Origin of the sequence: Streptomyces roseus (assembly GCF_001044425.1) — a bacterium.
Taxonomy (GTDB): domain Bacteria; phylum Actinomycetota; class Actinomycetes; order Streptomycetales; family Streptomycetaceae; genus Streptomyces; species Streptomyces roseus.
On sequence record NZ_LFML01000039.1, the window covers coordinates 26418 to 42379 of the forward strand.

Annotated in this window: 15 protein-coding genes; 10 read left to right on the forward strand and 5 right to left on the reverse strand. The window is 68.9% G+C overall.

What is annotated here, in order from left to right:
- Positions 1–4: 4 nt before the first annotated feature.
- Entirely contained in the window at positions 5–1192 is a 1188-nt protein-coding gene (gene nadA, locus ACS04_RS10435) for a quinolinate synthase NadA (RefSeq protein WP_048476277.1), read from the reverse strand.
- 316 nt (positions 1193–1508) lie between these two features.
- Between nadA and erpA the strand changes: the two genes are divergently transcribed.
- On the forward strand, positions 1509–1865 hold the full coding sequence (erpA, locus tag ACS04_RS10440) for an iron-sulfur cluster insertion protein ErpA (protein ID WP_030010511.1): 357 nt from the start codon (positions 1509–1511) through the stop codon (positions 1863–1865).
- Between the two features lie 74 nt (positions 1866–1939).
- Here the strand turns inward: erpA and ACS04_RS10445 are convergent, their stop codons facing one another.
- Positions 1940–3409: a hypothetical protein gene (locus ACS04_RS10445; protein ID WP_048476278.1), complete on the reverse strand. Its 1470-nt coding sequence runs from the start codon at positions 3407–3409 to the stop codon at positions 1940–1942.
- A gap of 122 nt (positions 3410–3531) precedes the next feature.
- Positions 3532–3738, reverse strand: a complete 207-nt coding sequence (locus ACS04_RS10450) for a hypothetical protein (RefSeq protein WP_048476298.1) — start codon at positions 3736–3738, stop codon at positions 3532–3534.
- A gap of 166 nt (positions 3739–3904) precedes the next feature.
- Here ACS04_RS10450 and ACS04_RS10455 point away from each other — a divergent pair, with 166 nt between their 5' ends.
- Positions 3905–4882 (forward strand): carbohydrate kinase family protein, encoded by a 978-nt coding sequence (locus tag ACS04_RS10455; protein WP_048476279.1) that lies wholly within the window; start codon positions 3905–3907, stop codon positions 4880–4882.
- Between the two features lie 33 nt (positions 4883–4915).
- Here the strand turns inward: ACS04_RS10455 and ACS04_RS10460 are convergent, their stop codons facing one another.
- Positions 4916–6298, reverse strand: coding sequence for a cysteine desulfurase/sulfurtransferase TusA family protein (locus ACS04_RS10460; RefSeq protein ID WP_048476280.1), 1383 nt, complete (start codon positions 6296–6298; stop codon positions 4916–4918).
- A 283-nt stretch (positions 6299–6581) separates the two neighbouring features.
- Here ACS04_RS10460 and ctaC point away from each other — a divergent pair, with 283 nt between their 5' ends.
- The 4 genes from ctaC (at position 6582) to ACS04_RS10480 (ending at position 11039) form a co-directional block, all read left to right on the forward strand.
- Complete coding sequence (gene ctaC / locus ACS04_RS10465; RefSeq protein WP_048476281.1) at positions 6582–7556, forward strand: aa3-type cytochrome oxidase subunit II; 975 nt, start codon at positions 6582–6584, stop codon at positions 7554–7556.
- Positions 7553–9283: an aa3-type cytochrome oxidase subunit I gene (gene ctaD, locus ACS04_RS10470; protein ID WP_048476282.1), complete on the forward strand. Its 1731-nt coding sequence runs from the start codon at positions 7553–7555 to the stop codon at positions 9281–9283. The genes ctaC and ctaD overlap by 4 nt, the downstream gene beginning before the upstream one ends.
- Positions 9280–9678, forward strand: coding sequence for a cytochrome c oxidase subunit 4 (locus ACS04_RS10475; RefSeq protein WP_048476283.1), 399 nt, complete (start codon positions 9280–9282; stop codon positions 9676–9678). The genes ctaD and ACS04_RS10475 overlap by 4 nt, the downstream gene beginning before the upstream one ends.
- A 113-nt stretch (positions 9679–9791) precedes the next feature.
- A complete protein-coding gene (locus ACS04_RS10480; protein WP_048476284.1) occupies positions 9792–11039 on the forward strand; it encodes a L,D-transpeptidase in 1248 nt (415 codons plus the stop codon).
- A 119-nt stretch (positions 11040–11158) separates the two neighbouring features.
- Here ACS04_RS10480 and ACS04_RS10485 read toward each other — a convergent pair whose 3' ends face one another.
- Positions 11159–11560 (reverse strand): DNA-binding transcriptional response regulator, encoded by a 402-nt coding sequence (locus tag ACS04_RS10485; protein ID WP_048476285.1) that lies wholly within the window; start codon positions 11558–11560, stop codon positions 11159–11161.
- 199 nt (positions 11561–11759) lie between these two features.
- Between ACS04_RS10485 and ctaE the strand changes: the two genes are divergently transcribed.
- From ctaE to qcrB, 4 genes are all read left to right on the forward strand, one after another.
- Entirely contained in the window at positions 11760–12380 is a 621-nt protein-coding gene (ctaE, locus tag ACS04_RS10490) for an aa3-type cytochrome oxidase subunit III (RefSeq protein ID WP_048476286.1), read from the forward strand.
- Between the two features lie 76 nt (positions 12381–12456).
- Positions 12457–13266 carry a cytochrome bc1 complex diheme cytochrome c subunit gene (gene qcrC, locus ACS04_RS10495; protein WP_048476287.1) on the forward strand — a complete coding sequence of 270 codons (810 nt, stop codon included), beginning with the start codon at positions 12457–12459 and terminating at the stop codon, positions 13264–13266.
- Positions 13263–14321: a cytochrome bc1 complex Rieske iron-sulfur subunit gene (gene qcrA, locus ACS04_RS10500; protein WP_048476288.1), complete on the forward strand. Its 1059-nt coding sequence runs from the start codon at positions 13263–13265 to the stop codon at positions 14319–14321. Before qcrC ends, qcrA begins: the two co-directional genes overlap by 4 nt.
- Positions 14318–15946: a cytochrome bc1 complex cytochrome b subunit gene (gene qcrB, locus ACS04_RS10505; RefSeq protein ID WP_048476289.1), complete on the forward strand. Its 1629-nt coding sequence runs from the start codon at positions 14318–14320 to the stop codon at positions 15944–15946. Before qcrA ends, qcrB begins: the two co-directional genes overlap by 4 nt.
- Positions 15947–15962 lie beyond the last annotated feature (16 nt).

Consider the following 15962-nt stretch of genomic DNA (forward strand, 5'->3'; position numbering starts at 1 on the left):
GGGGCTACGGGAGGGCGAGCATGCGCTCCAGTGCCAGCTTCGCGAAGCTCTCGGTCTCCTTGTCGACCTGGATCTGGTTGACGAGGGTGCCCTCGGCCAGGGACTCCAGGGTCCACACCAGGTGGGGGAGGTCGATGCGGTTCATCGTCGAGCAGAAGCAGACCGTCTTGTCGAGGAAGACGACCTCCTTGTCCTGTGCGGCGAATCGATTCGCCAGACGGCGGACGAGGTTCAGCTCGGTGCCGATGGCCCACTTGGAGCCGGCCGGGGCCGCCTCCAGCGCCTTGATGATGTACTCCGTCGAGCCGACGTAGTCCGCGGCCGCCACGACCTCGTGCTTGCACTCGGGGTGGACGAGGACGTTCACGCCGGGGATGCGGGCGCGCACGTCGTTGACCGAGTCGACCGAGAACCGGCCGTGCACCGAGCAGTGCCCGCGCCACAGGATCATCTTGGCGTCGCGTAGCTGCTGGGCGGTCAGGCCGCCGTTCGGCTTGTGCGGGTTGTAGAGCACGCAGTCGTCCAGGGACATGCCCATGTCGCGGACGGCGGTGTTGCGGCCCAGGTGCTGGTCCGGCAGGAAGAGCACCTTCTCGCCCTGCTCGAAGGCCCACTCCAGGGCCTTCTTGGCGTTGGAGGAGGTGCAGATCGTGCCGCCGTGCTTGCCGGTGAACGCCTTGATGTCGGCGGAGGAGTTCATGTACGAGACGGGGACCGTCGCACCGGCCACGCCGGCCTCGGTCAGCACGTCCCAGCACTCGGCGACCTGCTCGGCGGTGGCCATGTCGGCCATCGAGCAGCCGGCGGCCAGGTCCGGAAGGACGACCTTCTGGTCGTCCGAGGTCAGGATGTCTGCGGACTCCGCCATGAAGTGGACGCCGCAGAAGACGATGTACTCGGCCTCCGGCCTGGCGGCCGCGTCCTTGGCCAGCTTGAAGGAGTCGCCGGTGACGTCGGCGAACTCGATCACCTCGTCGCGCTGGTAGTGGTGGCCGAGGATGAAGACCTTGTCCCCGAGCTTCTCCTTCGCCGCGCGGGCGCGCGCGACCAGGTCCGGGTCCGACGGCGACGGCAGGTCGCCGGGGCACTCCACCCCGCGCTCGCTCTTGGGGTCGGCCTCGCGGCCGAGCAGCAGCAGGGCGAGGGGCGTCGGCTGGACGTCCAAAGGCTGGGCGGTGGTCACGACACGCACCCTTTCTGTTCCGCGACAAGGGCTTCCGAAGAGGGGCTTCCGAAGCAGGGTTCGACTTCTCGTCTATTTGACGTTATCTATCATAGCTCCTTCACGTCACTTTGACGATGCCGATAGTGTCGATGTGACGAATTCGCCCGCGGGGAAGCGCCGGGTCCGTCAGGTCCACCTCCCGACGAGGGTGTGCGAGCATGGAAATCTGAAACATGCGTCGGGTCCGGAATGAATCCCCGGCCCCGCTCGTTGCCATCGACGGCAAGAGTCCGACGTTTCCCCGCCTTGGGTGGGGAGCCGCCCACTTCGGGAGTGAATGCAGATGTCCGTACAGGACGACAAGACCACTGTGAGCGACGGCATCCTCCTGTCCGACGCCGCCGCCGAGAAGGTCAGGACCCTCCTGGAGCAGGAAGGCCGCGATGACCTGGCGCTCCGCGTCGCCGTCCAGCCCGGCGGCTGCTCCGGCCTGCGCTACCAGCTCTTCTTCGACGAGCGCTCCCTCGACGGCGATGTCGTCAAGGACTTCGACGGCGTGAAGGTCGTCACGGACCGGATGAGCTCCCCGTACCTGCACGGTGCCTCGATCGACTTCGTCGACACCATCGAGAAGCAGGGCTTCACCATCGACAACCCGAACGCCACGGGCTCCTGCGCCTGCGGCGACTCCTTCAGCTAAACCCGAAGCGAGTACGGACACACGGGAGGCCCCCGGCGCCATCGGCGCCGGGGGCCTCTCGTCGTGCGGCCGGGTTACTGCCGGGGGAGCGGCTTGCCCGACGTGGCGTCGATCACCTTGCGCTCGCCGAGCGGCTGCTGGAGGGTCGCCGACACCGTCATGTCCTGGGCGATCATGATGCAGGACCGCCCCGGCTCGTTCGGGGTGTCCGTGATCCGCACCGTCACCGATCCGGCCTCCTCCCGGGCCTCCAGGGCGTACGTGCTGCACACTCCGCCCCAGAAGTTCACGGTCAGCTTCCGGTCGGCCTCCTGGTACGAGAACCCCGGCACGGTTCGCGCCCCCTTGGGGGCCGGCGGCGTCCCCGCGGCGTCCTGACCGGCTGGCTGGACCACGGTGCGGCCGGGCCCGCCGTTGCTCCCCGCCACCTCGAACAGCCAGGCCGGGACCAGCCCGCGCGCCCCGTCCACGGTCCCCGGGGCCAGCCCGAGCACCGCGCCCTTCACCGTCTCGGTCCGCGGCGGCTTCATCGGCCGCGGCTCCGGGTTGCAGGGCGGCGTGTCCCCGGGGCCGACCGGGTTGTCCGGGGACAGCGGGACCGCGCTCGCGCAGCCGCTGGGCCCCGGGTCCGTACCGCCGGACCCGCCCGAGGCCCGGTTCAGCCGGGCCAGCGCCTCCACGGCCCCGACCACCGGCTGCTCCGCCGCGCGCACGGGCGCCTTCAGCTCACCGCTGCCCGCCACCACCTGGGAGTCCCCGCCCACGCTGATCTTCGTGGTCCAGCCCTGGGTGGGCAGCCCGCCGATCACCGGGTCCGCCGTCACCACCCGTACGGAGCCCTGCGTGAGCCGGGCGTCCAGCTTGGCCCCGCCCTGACCGAGCGCCGCGAGCACCGGGGCGGCGGCGGCCTTGGCCGCCTCCTCGCTCACCGGGGTGCCGCCCTTGGCCTCCGCGGCGCCGCCGGCGCCGCCGTCCGCCTGGGGGAGGGTGGCCGGGCCGCAGGTGTCCTTGCCGCGCTTGCAGTCGTCACCGGCGCCGCCCGCGCCCTGGCCGCCCGTCCCCTGGAAGCGGGAGAAGTTCCACGTGCCGGGAGCCTTGTGGTTCACCGTGAGCCGGGGCCCGGAACCGTCGCCGCCCTCCCCGGCCTGCCAGGTCTCCCCGGTGAGCCGCGGGGTCCCCGGGAGGCCGAGGGCCGTCGCGAGGCGGCCCGCCTCCTCCGCGCTCACCTCACCGCTCGCGGCGAAGGCGGGCGCCGTCGCCGCGGGGGCGTCGGGGAGCTTCACGTCGGCCCGGTAGGTGACCCCGCCGCCGTGCGGGTCCGGCTCGCCGGGGGCGATGCCCGGCCCCGAGGGGCTCGGCGCCACGCGGGGCGCCGAGGCCGCGCTGTCGCCCGTACGCGCGCCGCTCCCGCCGTCGTCGGAGGCCGCGGCCGCCCAGTACGCCGTACCGCCGCCCGCGATCAGGACGGCGGCCGCGATCGAGCCGATGGCCCAGGCCGGCCGCCGCCGTGTGCCGCGTGATGTGTCGGGTTGTTCGCTGGTCACCGCTTGCTCCTTCGCCCTCGCCGCGTTGGCTGACGGGGCTGTGACGGAACAGCGGGCGAACCGGTTCCGCCCCTGGGCCGTGTCTTTCGGATCATGGCGGGCCCGGATCCGAAAGACACCGCCTAGTCCCCGTACTCGGCCGTCGAGGCGATCAGGCGGGCGGAGGCCGGCGGGACGCTGATCCCGTGGATCTGCGAGGGCGCCACCCGGTCCGGCCGGGGGTCCGCCGCGACCGCCCAGTGCGGGGCCATCCTGGCGCAGTCGCCCAGCAGCCGCGCGAAGCCGGGCCGCGCCGCGTCGGCGCCCTTCTCGGCACCTTCATTCGGCATGCCCGCGTACCCGAAACCATCGGTGTAGGTCATGGGGCACGGTAGGCACGGTGCGGCGGGGGAGGAAAGACCTACTACGGGGGAGTTTCGTGCGGTCGGCGACCGGTCGGCGACCGGGGTAGTTTTGACTGTCCCCCTCGCCGTCCTCCGCAGGAGCGTCCACGCCGTGCGTATCGCAGTCACCGGCTCCATCGCCACCGACCACCTCATGACCTTCCCCGGCCGCTTCGCCGACCAGCTGGTCGCGGACCAGCTGCACACGGTCTCCCTCTCCTTCCTCGTCGACAACCTCGACGTCCGGCGGGGCGGCGTCGGCCCGAACATCTGCTTCGGCATGGGCCAGCTCGGCACCCGCCCGATCCTGGTCGGCGCGGCCGGCTACGACTTCGACGAGTACCGCGCGTGGCTGGAGCGGCACGGCGTCGACACCGACTCGGTGCGCATCTCCGAGGTGCTGCACACCGCGCGCTTCGTGTGCACCACGGACGCCGACCACAACCAGATCGGCTCCTTCTACACGGGCGCCATGAGCGAGGCCCGCCTCATCGAGCTGAAGGCGGTCGCGGACCGGGTGGGCGGGCTCGACCTCGTCCTCATCGGCGCCGACGACCCCGAGGCGATGCTGCGCCACACGGAGGAGTGCCGCACGCGCGGGATCCCGTTCGCGGCGGACTTCTCGCAGCAGATCGCCCGGATGGACGGCGAGAACATCCGCACCCTGATGGAGGGCGCGACCTACCTCTTCTCGAACGAGTACGAGAAGGGCCTGATCGAGTCGAAGTCGGGCTGGACGGACGCGGAGATCCTGGCGAAGGTCGGCACGCGCGTGACCACTCTGGGCTCCCGGGGCGTGCGCATCGAGCGGGTCGGCGAGGAGCCGATCGTGGTCGGCTGCCCGGAGGAGACGGCGAAGGTGGACCCGACGGGCGTCGGCGACGCCTTCCGCGCGGGCTTCCTCACCGGCCTCGGCTGGGGCGTGGGCCTGGAGCGGTCGGCGCAGATCGGCTGCATGCTGGCCACGCTCGTGATCGAGACGCTGGGCACGCAGGAGTACACCCTGGCCCGCGCCCACTTCATGGAGCGCTTCACCAAGGCGTACGGCGAGGACGCGGCCGCCGAGGTCCGCGCCCACCTGGCGGCGTAACCCTCCCGGGCACGGACGCCGGCGGGCCGGGACTCACACCCGTCGGCGGACCGTGTACGCGACCCCCGCCGCGCGCGGGGCCTCGCCCACGTACGCGTGGCCGCGCATCGCGCACCAGGCCGGGATGTCCAGGCGGGCCACCTCGTCGTCCGACAGGACGGTGACGGTGCCGCCGACCGGGACCGTACCGATCGCGCGGGCCAGCTCGATCACCGGCTGGGGGCAGCGCAGGCCCAGCGCGTCGATCTCCAGCGCGTCCGACACCGGCGGCGCCCCGGCGGCCGGTTCGACCACGCCGAGCGTGGCGCGGACCCCCGCCACCACCCCCGGCAGGACCTCCAGGAAGCCGTTCACCTCCTGCGCCGTCGTCCCCCGGGGCAGGGAGACCCGTACGTTGCCCTCCGACAGCACGCCCATGGCCCGGAGCACATGACTCGGGGTCAGCGTGGAGCTGGTGCAGGAGGAGCCGGAGGAGACGGAGTAGCCCGCCCGGTCCAGCTCGTGCAGCAACGTCTCGCCGTCGACGTACAGGCAGGAGAAGGTGACCAGGTGCGGCAGCCGCCGCTCCGGGTCCCCGACCACCTCCACGTCCGGCACCAGCCGGGCCACCCGCCGCCGGATGCGGTCCACCAGGACCCGCAGCCGGGCCGCCTCCGCTTCGGCCTCGGCCCGTACGGCCCGCAGCGAGGCCGCCGCCGCCACGACGGCCGGGAGGTTCACGAAGCCGGGGGAGCGGCCGGACTCCCTCTCGTCCGCGGGGAATTGGGGAGAGAAGCGGACCCCCTTGCGGACGGCCAGCAGTCCGACTCCCGCCGGACCGCCCCATTTGTGCGCACTGGCGGTCAGCACCGACCAGCCACCCTCCACGGGACCCCAGCCCAGCGACTGGGCCGCGTCCACCAGCAGCGGCACCCCGGCCGCCGCGCAGACCTCGGCCACCTCCGCCACCGGCTGGACGGTGCCCACCTCGTGGTTGGCCGACTGGAGGCAGGCCAGGGCCGTCGACGGGCCGAGTGCGCCGGCGTACCCGGACGGGGAGACCGCGCCCGCGCGGTCCACCGGGACCCGCGTCACCATCCCCCCGGCGGCCTCGTGCGCGTCCGCCGCGTGGAGTACAGAACTGTGTTCGACCTCCGATACGACCAGATGACCGCCGACACGCCGGCGCCCGGCGAGCGCCCCCGCGACCCCCGTGTGAACCGCGTGCGTCCCCGAAGGAGTGAACACGAGCTCGTCGGGGCGACAGCCCACGGCCTCCGCCGCCGCCTCCCGCGCGGCGTCCAGCAGCAGCCGGGCGCGCCGGCCCTCCCGGTAGAGCCGGGCGGGATCCGCCCAGCCCTCGTCCAGGGAGGCCTGCAACGCCTGCCGGGCCACGGGGTGCAGGGGAGCGGCGGACGCGGTGTCGAAGTAGGGCATCCGGCCACGCTAACCGGCGGCCGGGAGTCTTCGAGGTCAGGGGCCGTCAGATGGCCTCCGGAGGGCTCCGTTCAGGGGGTGTTGGGCCGTCCCCCGTACGGCGGATCCATCCCTTCGGGGGCAGTAGCGGCGCGTTGGGCACCCTCCCCGCGCGACCCCAAATAGCGTCCAGTAGGGTTTGGTCCGCATAAACATCCAAACCCCTGCCTGCGTCAGGGCCGGCGACCGACCCGAATACGGCCGCGGCCGGCCGCGCGGGCCGAGACTCTCGGGAAGGCGCTACGTGAGTCCCTACGGCTCCGACCGCTCGCCGCGGCGCCCGATGCGGCGGAAGCTGCTGCAGGCGCTGACTGCGGGCGCGGTCCTGGCGACCGCCACTGGTTGCTCGTACAACTGGCAAGACTTCCCCCGGCTCGGAATGCCCTATCCGGTCACGGAGGAGGCGCCTCGCATCCTGTCCCTGTGGCAGGGGTCGTGGGCAGCTGCCCTCATCACGGGCATCCTGGTCTGGGGCCTGATCATCTGGAGCGTCATCTTCCACCGGCGCAGCCGGACGAAGGTGGAGGTCCCCCCGCAGACCCGGTACAACATGCCCATCGAGGCGCTGTACACCGTGGTCCCGCTCATCATCGTCTCGGTGCTCTTCTACTTCACCGCGCGTGACGAGTCGAAGCTGCTCGCGCTGAGCCCCAAGCCGGCGCACACGATCAACGTGGTCGGCTTCCAGTGGAGCTGGGGCTTCAACTACGTCGAGAACGTCGACGGAGACGCGGCGACCCCGAAGGGCGGCGAGGTCCCCAAGCAGCTCGCCAACATCCCGGACCGCTTCACCAAGGAATTCCCCGCGGGCGCCGAGGGCGTCTACGAGAAGGGCGTTCCCGGCGACCGGAACCTGGAGACGGGCAACCCGGGGCCGACCCTCTGGCTCCCCAAGGGCGAGAAGGTCCGCTTCATCCTGTCGTCGAACGACGTCATCCACTCCTTCTGGGTGGTCCCGTTCCTCTTCAAGCAGGACGTGATCCCGGGCCACACCAACGTCTTCGAGGTCACCCCCTCCGAAGAGGGCGTCTTCGTGGGCAAGTGCGCCGAGCTCTGCGGTGTCGACCACTCCCGGATGCTCTTCAACGTCAAGGTCGTCTCGCCCGAGGCCTACCGGGCGCACCTCAAGGAACTGGCCGAGAAGGGGCAGACCGGCTTCCTCCCGGCCGGCATCAAGCAGACTGACCCGGCCCGGAATGCGGAGACGAACAAACTGTGAGCATCCTCAACGAACCTCAGGGTGCCGCCGCCGACTCGTATGAAAACGAGCTGCCGGTGCGGCGCAAGCAGCCGGGCAATGTCGTCGTGAAGTGGCTGACCACTACCGACCACAAGACCATCGGCACGATGTACCTGGTCACCTCGTTCGCGTTCTTCCTCATCGGCGGTCTGCTGGCGCTCCTCATGCGCGCCGAGCTGGCTCGTCCGGGTACGCAGATCATTTCGAACGAGCAGTTCAACCAGGCGTTCACCATGCATGGCACGATCATGCTGCTGATGTTCGCCACCCCGCTCTTCGCGGGCTTCGCGAACTGGATCATGCCGCTGCAGATCGGCGCGCCCGACGTGGCGTTCCCGCGGCTGAACATGTTCGCGTACTGGCTGTACCTCTTCGGCTCGACCATCGCGGTGGCCGGCTTCGTGACGCCGAACGGCGCCGCCGACTTCGGCTGGTTCGCCTACTCCCCGCTGTCGGACGCGGTCCGCTCGCCGGGCATCGGCGCCGACATGTGGATCATGGGTCTGGCCTTCTCCGGCTTCGGCACGATCCTCGGCTCGGTCAACTTCATCACCACGATCATCTGCATGCGCGCTCCCGGCATGACGATGTTCCGCATGCCGATCTTCACCTGGAACGTGCTGCTGACCGGTGTCCTGGTCCTGCTCGCCTTCCCGGTCCTGGCCGCCGCGCTCTTCGCGCTGGAGGCCGACCGCAAGTTCGGCGCCCACGTATTCGACGCCTCCAACGGCGGAGCATTGCTCTGGCAACACCTCTTCTGGTTCTTCGGACACCCAGAGGTGTACATCATCGCCCTGCCGTTCTTCGGAATCGTGTCCGAGATCATCCCGGTCTTCTCCCGCAAGCCGATGTTCGGTTACATCGGTCTGATCGGTGCGACGATCGCGATCGCCGGCCTCTCCGTGACCGTGTGGGCCCACCACATGTACGTCACCGGCGGTGTGCTGCTGCCGTTCTTCTCCTTCATGACCTTCCTGATCGCGGTACCGACCGGTGTGAAGTTCTTCAACTGGATCGGCACCATGTGGAAGGGCTCGCTGTCCTTCGAGACCCCGATGCTCTGGACGATCGGCTTCCTGGTCACCTTCACCTTCGGTGGTCTGACCGGCGTCATCCTGGCCTCGCCCCCGATGGACTTCCACGTCTCCGACTCGTACTTCGTCGTCGCGCACTTCCACTACGTCGTCTTCGGCACCGTGGTGTTCGCGATGTTCGCCGGCTTCCACTTCTGGTGGCCGAAGTTCACGGGCAAGATGCTGGACGAGCGCCTCGGCAAGATCACCTTCTGGACGCTGTTCATCGGCTTCCACGGCACGTTCCTGGTGCAGCACTGGCTGGGCGCCGAGGGCATGCCGCGCCGTTACGCGGACTACCTCGCGGCCGACGGTTTCACCGCCCTGAACACGATCTCGACGATCAGCTCGTTCCTGCTGGGCATGTCGATGCTGCCGTTCATGTACAACGTCTGGAAGACGGCGAAGTACGGCAAGAAGGTCGAGGTCGACGACCCGTGGGGCTACGGCCGTTCGCTGGAGTGGGCGACGTCCTGCCCGCCGCCGCGGCACAACTTCCTCACCCTGCCGCGGATCCGTTCCGAGTCCCCGGCGTTCGACCTGCACCACCCTGAGATCGCAGCCCTCGACCACCTCGAGGACCACAGCGTCGCCGCCAAGGCCGTCACCGGTGGCAAGGAGGCCGGCAAGTGAAGATCCAGGGCAAGATGTTCCTCTGGCTCTCCTTCTTCATCCTGATCATGGCCGTCGTGTACGGCGTGTGGTCGAAGGAGCCCGTCGGAACCACCGCGCTCTTCCTGGCCTTCGGCCTGAGCGTCATGATCGGCTACTACCTGGCCTTCACGGCCAAGCGCGTGGACGAGATGGCCCAGGACAACCTGGAGGCCGACGTCGCCGACGAGGCGGGCGAGCTGGGGTTCTTCTCCCCGCACAGCTGGCAGCCGCTCTCGCTGGCCATCGGCGGTGCCTTCGCGTTCCTGGGCGTCGTCTTCGGCTGGTGGCTCATGTACTTCTCGGCCCCGATCATCCTGATCGGCCTGTGGGGCTGGGTGTACGAGTACTACCGCGGTGAGAACCAGAACCAGTAGGACCGCAGCAGAACAGGACCTGGGGCCCGGACACCTCCGATGGAGGAGTCCGGGCCCCTCGTTTGGAGTCACCCCACGCGCAGTAATGGTCATACCTTCATAGCGTTGACTCCATGAAGCACTCACCGCGTCTTTGGACGGTACTCAGCTGCTCCGTGCTGGTGGCGTCCCTCGGGGCCGGCGCCACCGCTTGCGGGCCCGGAGACAACCCGCTGTCAGCCCGCCCGTACGACGCGGGCGACCAGGTCGTCTTCAACCAGCCGCCCGACGGCCGGCCCGTCGACCCCGAGAAGCCCCTGGAGATCACCGCCAAGGGCACCGGCGGCAGCCGGATCACCGACGTGTCCGCCGTGGACTCCCAGGGCCGCCGGCTCGCGGGCGAGCTGAGCGCCAAGGGCGACCGGTGGCACAGCACCGCCCCGATGGCCGCCGGCGTCCAGTACACGGTCCTGGTGAACACCGAGGACGAGCGGGGCGCTCCGGGGCAGCGCAGGCTGACGTTCAAGACCACTCCGGCCGAGAAGGTCCTCAAGGTCGAATTCGGCCCGGACGAGGGCAAGTACGGCGTCGGACAGCCCCTCACGGCCGTACTCAACGAGCCCGTCACGGACAAGGCCGCCCGGGCGATCGTGGAGCGGGGCCTGGTCGTCAGCACGCCGCCGGGCGTCGAGGGCGCCTGGCACTGGGTGGACGACAAGAACCTGCACTTCCGCCCGAAGGATTACTGGCCCGCGCACTCCACGGTCTCCGTACGGAGCAATCTGGAGGGCATCAAGATCAACGACGAGCTCCACGGGGCCGCCGCCACGCCGTTGACGCTGGAGATCGGCGACCGGGTCGAGGTCACCACCGACGCCTCCTCGCACTACCTGACGTTCGAGCGCAACGGAGAAGTGATCAACACCATTCCGGTGACCACCGGAAAGCCCGGATTCTCCACCCGCAACGGGGTCAAGGTGGTGCTCGGCAAGCAGTACTTCGTCCAGATGCGCGGCGACACCGTCGGCATCGGCGGCAGCGAGTACTACAACCTGCCCGTCTACTACGCGACCCGTGTCACCTGGAGTGGTGAATACGTGCACGCCGCGCCGTGGTCCGTGGGCTCGCAGGGCTCCGAGAACGTCAGCCACGGCTGCACCGGCATGAGCACGAGCAACGCCGCCTGGTTCTACGAGAACATCACCGAGGGCGACATCGTCCGCGTGATCAACAGCATCGGCGACGACATGGAGCCGTTCGGCAACGGCTTCGGCGACTGGAACCTGGACTGGAAGGAGTGGCGCGACGGCAGCGCCCTCCTCAAGGGCACCCAGGAAGGCCGCAGTCCGGTCGACCAGGCCCGGCTGCGCCCGCAGGTCTGAGCCCGGCGGGCCCGCGCTCCGCGCGCGGGCCCCCGGCCCCGCAAGCCGCCCCGTACGCCCCGCCACCGGCGCGCCGAAGTCCGTCGTACGGATGACGGCGCGCCGGTGGCGACCGTGCCTCAGGCGGCCGAGGACAGCCGGGAGCGCACCAGGCCCGCCAGGGCGTCCGCGAACTCCACCGGATCGACCGGCAGGGTCACCGCGGCGTCCGCGCGGCTCCAGGTGGCCAGCCAGGCGTCCTGCGGACGCCCCATCAGGAGCAGCACCGGAGGGCACCGGAAGATCTCGTCCTTGATCTGCCGGCACACGCCCATGCCGCCGGCCGGGACCGCCTCGCCGTCCAGCACGCACACGTCGATCCCGCCCGCGTCCAGCTCGCTCAGGACGGCCGGGAGCGTGGCGCATTCCACGAACTCGACCGGCGGCAGGTCCGCGGCCGGCCTGCGCCCGGCCGCCAGCCGCACCTGCTCGCGCGTGCCCGCGTCGTCGCTGTAGACCAGAACCCGTGCAGTCGACCGCATTTCGTTCCTCCACGGTGCCGTGAATCACGTTGATGTTGCGCGGGATGCTACTCCGTCCGACCCGGTGTCAACATCGGTTCGCACAGCCTCGCCGCCGAAGGTCCGGGGGCCGATCTGATGGGCCGTTCGGGCCTTGCACACCCCCCTGACACTCCGAACGGCACCCCCCGGGGTGAGGGCGGGATAAGCGACCGACATAATGTCGGTCGTGGCGACAGCAACGACAGTAGATACCGGGCACGCGCACCCGACGGTCAACCGGCCGAACCTCGTCAGCGTCGGAACCATCATCTGGTTGAGTTCCGAGCTGATGTTCTTCGCGGCCCTCTTCGCGATGTACTTCACCCTGCGATCCGTGACAGGTGCCGAGTACTGGACAGAGCAGGCTTCGGCCTTGAATCTGCCCTTCTCGGCGACGAACACGACGATCCTGGTGCTTTCCTCCCTCACCTGCCAGCTCGGCGTATTCGCCGCAGAGCGCGGTGACGTGAAGAAGCTCCGGTCGTGGTTCATGATCACATTCGTCATGGGTGCGATCTTCATTGGCGGCCAGGTGTTCGAGTACACCGAGCTGGTCAAGCACGAGGGCATGTCTCTCAAGTCAGGTCCGTACGGCTCGGTGTTCTACCTGACCACCGGCTTCCACGGTCTGCACGTGACAGGCGGTCTCATTGCCTTCCTGCTGGTCCTCGGCCGGACGTACGCGGCCAAGAGGTTCACCCACGAACAGGCCACGTCGGCCATCGTCGTGTCCTACTACTGGCACTTCGTCGATGTCGTCTGGATCGGCCTCTTCGCGACGATCTACCTGATCAAGTAGCGAACACGTCACCGGGCCAGACCCGGCACTCCATCCAGAAACACCGACGCAGAAGATCCTGACACCGGGGTAATCCGTGAAAAAGCTCTCCGCACGACGACGCCATCCGCTGGCGGCGGTCGTCGTTCTACTCCTCGCGCTGGCGGCCACTGGGGGGCTGTACGCCGCCTTCGCCCCCGCGGGCAAGGCGCAGGCCGATGAAACCGCCCAGTCCCTCGCCATCGAGGAGGGCAAGAAGCTCTACGCCGTGGGTTGCGCAAGCTGCCACGGAACCGGCGGTCAGGGTTCCACTGACGGCCCCAGCCTGGTCGGCGTCGGCTCCGCGGCCGTCGACTTCCAGGTGAGCACGGGCCGCATGCCCGCCCAGCAGCCCGGCGTGCAGGTGCCGAAGAAGCCGGTCATCTACGACCAGGCCCAGATCGACCAGCTCGCCGCGTACATCGCCTCCCTGGGCGCCGGCCCCGCCGTGCCGACCGAGAAGCAGTACGACCCGGCGGGCGCCAACATCGCCAGGGGTGGTGAGCTCTTCCGCAACAACTGCGCGCAGTGCCACAACTTCACCGGCGAAGGCGGCGCGCTGACGAACGGCAAGTACGCCCCGAACCTCGAGGGCGTCGAGCCGAAGCACATCTACGAGGCCATGCTCACCGGCCCGCAGAACATGCCCTCCTTCCCGGACAGCACCATGCCGACGAAGGAGAAGAAGGACATCATCGCGTACCTCCAGCACGTGAACGGCGATAAGTCGACCAGCCCCGGTGGTCTCAAGCTCGGTGGCCTCGGCCCCGTCTCCGAGGGTCTGTTCGGCTGGATCTTCGGCCTGGGTGCGCTGATCGCTGTCGCCGTCTGGGTCGCGGCCCACACCGCTAAGGCCAAGAAGTCATGAGTAGCCAAGACATTCCCGAAGAGAAGCACCTGCCGAGCGAGCAGGGCGACGCGCACCACGGTGGCGTAACCGTCGCGGACGATCCGTTCGCCGACCCGGGCCTGCCGGTCCACAAGCCCCGTATCCAGGACATCGACGAGCGGGCCGCGAAGCGCTCCGAGCGCACCGTGGCGATGCTGTTCACGCTGTCGATGCTGGCCACGATCGGCTTCATCGCCTCGTACGTGACCTTCCCGGTCGACAAGATCGTCTACATCTTCCCGATCGGGAAGGTGAGCGCGCTGAACTTCGCGCTCGGTCTGACCCTGGGCACGGCCCTCTTCTGCATCGGCGCGGGCGCGGTCCACTGGGCCCGCACCCTGATGTCCGACGTCGAGGTCGCCGACGAGCGCCACGAGATCGCGGCCCCGCCGGAGCTCAAGGCGAAGGTCATGCAGGACTTCGCGGACGGCGCCCAGGAGTCGGGCATCGCCCGGCGTCCGCTGATCCGCAACACCATGCTGGGCGCGCTGTCGATGCTGCCGCTCTCCGCTCTCATGATCATGCGCGACCTGGGCCCGCTGCCCGAGAAGAAGCTGCGCAAGACCGTGTGGAGCCGGGGCAAGCTGCTCATCAACGACAACACGAACGAGCCGCTGCGTCCCGAGGACGTGCTGGTCGGTTCGCTGACCTTCGCCAGGCCCGAGGGCCTGGAGGAGGACCAGCACGACTTCCAGACGCAGATCGCCAAGGCCGCCCTGATGATCGTCCGCATCAAGCCGGAGGACATCAAGGACAAGCAGGAACTCGAGTGGTCCCACGAGGGCATCGTGGCCTACTCGAAGATCTGCACCCACGTCGGCTGCCCGATCAGCCTGTACGAGCAGCAGACCCACCACGTGCTCTGCCCGTGCCACCAGTCCACCTTCGACCTCTCCGACGGCGCCCGAGTCATCTTCGGTCCGGCCGGCCACGCGCTTCCGCAGCTGCGGATCGGCGTGAACGGTGAAGGCTTCCTCGAAGCGCTCGGCGACTTCGACGAGCCCGTCGGTCCTGCATTCTGGGAGCGCGGATGAGCACTGCCACCGACACGAAGCGCCCGGCGCCCTCCAAGGGCGAACGGGTGGCCGACTGGGCCGACGGACGCCTGGGCATCTACAGCCTGGCCAAGTCCAACATGCGCAAGATCTTCCCGGACCACTGGTCCTTCATGCTGGGTGAGATCTGCCTCTACAGCTTCATCATCATCATCCTCACGGGTGTGTACCTGACGCTGTTCTTCCACCCGAGCATGAACGAGGTCGTGTACCACGGCTCGTACGTGCCGATGCAGGGCGTCCAGATGTCCGAGGCCTTCGCCTCGACCCTGGACATCAGCTTCGACGTCCGCGGTGGCCTGCTGATCCGTCAGATCCACCACTGGGCGGCGCTGATCTTCGTCGCGGCGATGCTCGTGCACATGATGCGCGTGTTCTTCACCGGCGCGTTCCGCAAGCCGCGCGAGGTCAACTGGATCTTCGGCTTCCTGCTGCTGGTCCTCGGCATGTTCACCGGTTTCACCGGTTACTCCCTGCCGGACGACCTGCTCTCGGGCACCGGTGTCCGCTTCATGGAGGGCGCGATCCTGTCCGTGCCGATCGTCGGCACGTACCTGTCGTTCTTCCTCTTCGGCGGCGAGTTCCCCGGCGGCGACTTCGTCGCACGGTTCTACTCGATCCACATCCTGCTGCTGCCCGGCATCATGATGGGCCTGCTGGTGGCCCACCTGATCCTGGTCTTCTACCACAAGCACACCCAGTTCGCGGGTCCCGGCAAGACGAACAACAACGTCGTCGGCATGCCGCTGCTGCCGGTCTACATGGCCAAGGCCGGAGGCTTCTTCTTCCTGGTCTTCGGTGTCATCGCGGCCATCGCGGCGATCGCCTCGATCAACCCGATCTGGGCGCTCGGCCCCTACCGGCCGGACCACGTGTCCACCGGTGCGCAGCCCGACTGGTACATGGGCTTCTCCGAGGGCCTCATCCGTGCGATGCCCGGCTGGGAGATCAACCTCTGGGGCCACACGCTCGTCCTGGGCGTGTTCATCCCGCTGGTGATCTTCCCGCTGGTGCTGGCCACGATCGCGGTGTACCCGTTCATCGAGTCCTGGGTCACCGGGGACAAGCGCGAGCACCACATCCTGGACCGCCCGCGCAACGTCCCGACCCGTACGGCCTTCGGTGTGGCCTGGCTGACGTGGTACGTCATCCTGCTCATCGCCGGTGGAAACGACATGTTCGCGCAGTACTTCCACCTGTCGATCAACAACATCACGTGGTTCGCCCGCGTCGGGTTCTTCGTCGGTCCGGTCATCGCGTTCATCATCACCAAGCGGATCTGCCTCGGCCTTCAGCGCCGGGACCGGGACAAGGTGCTGCACGGTCGCGAGACCGGCATCATCAAGCGCCTGCCGCACGGTGAGTTCGTCGAGGTCCACGAGCCGCTGACGCAGGGCCAGCTGCACAAGCTGACCGCGCACGAGCAGTACAAGCCGGTCGAGATCGGCCCGACGGTCGACGAGAACGGCGTCGAGCGCAAGGTCGGCCGCATGGAGAAGCTCCGCGCGAAGCTCAGCAAGGGCTACTACGCGGGGGACAACCAGATTCCGAAGCCCACGGTGGAGGAGTACAAGGAGATCCAGAGCGGCCACGGCCACCACTGATCCCGCATGAAGGACT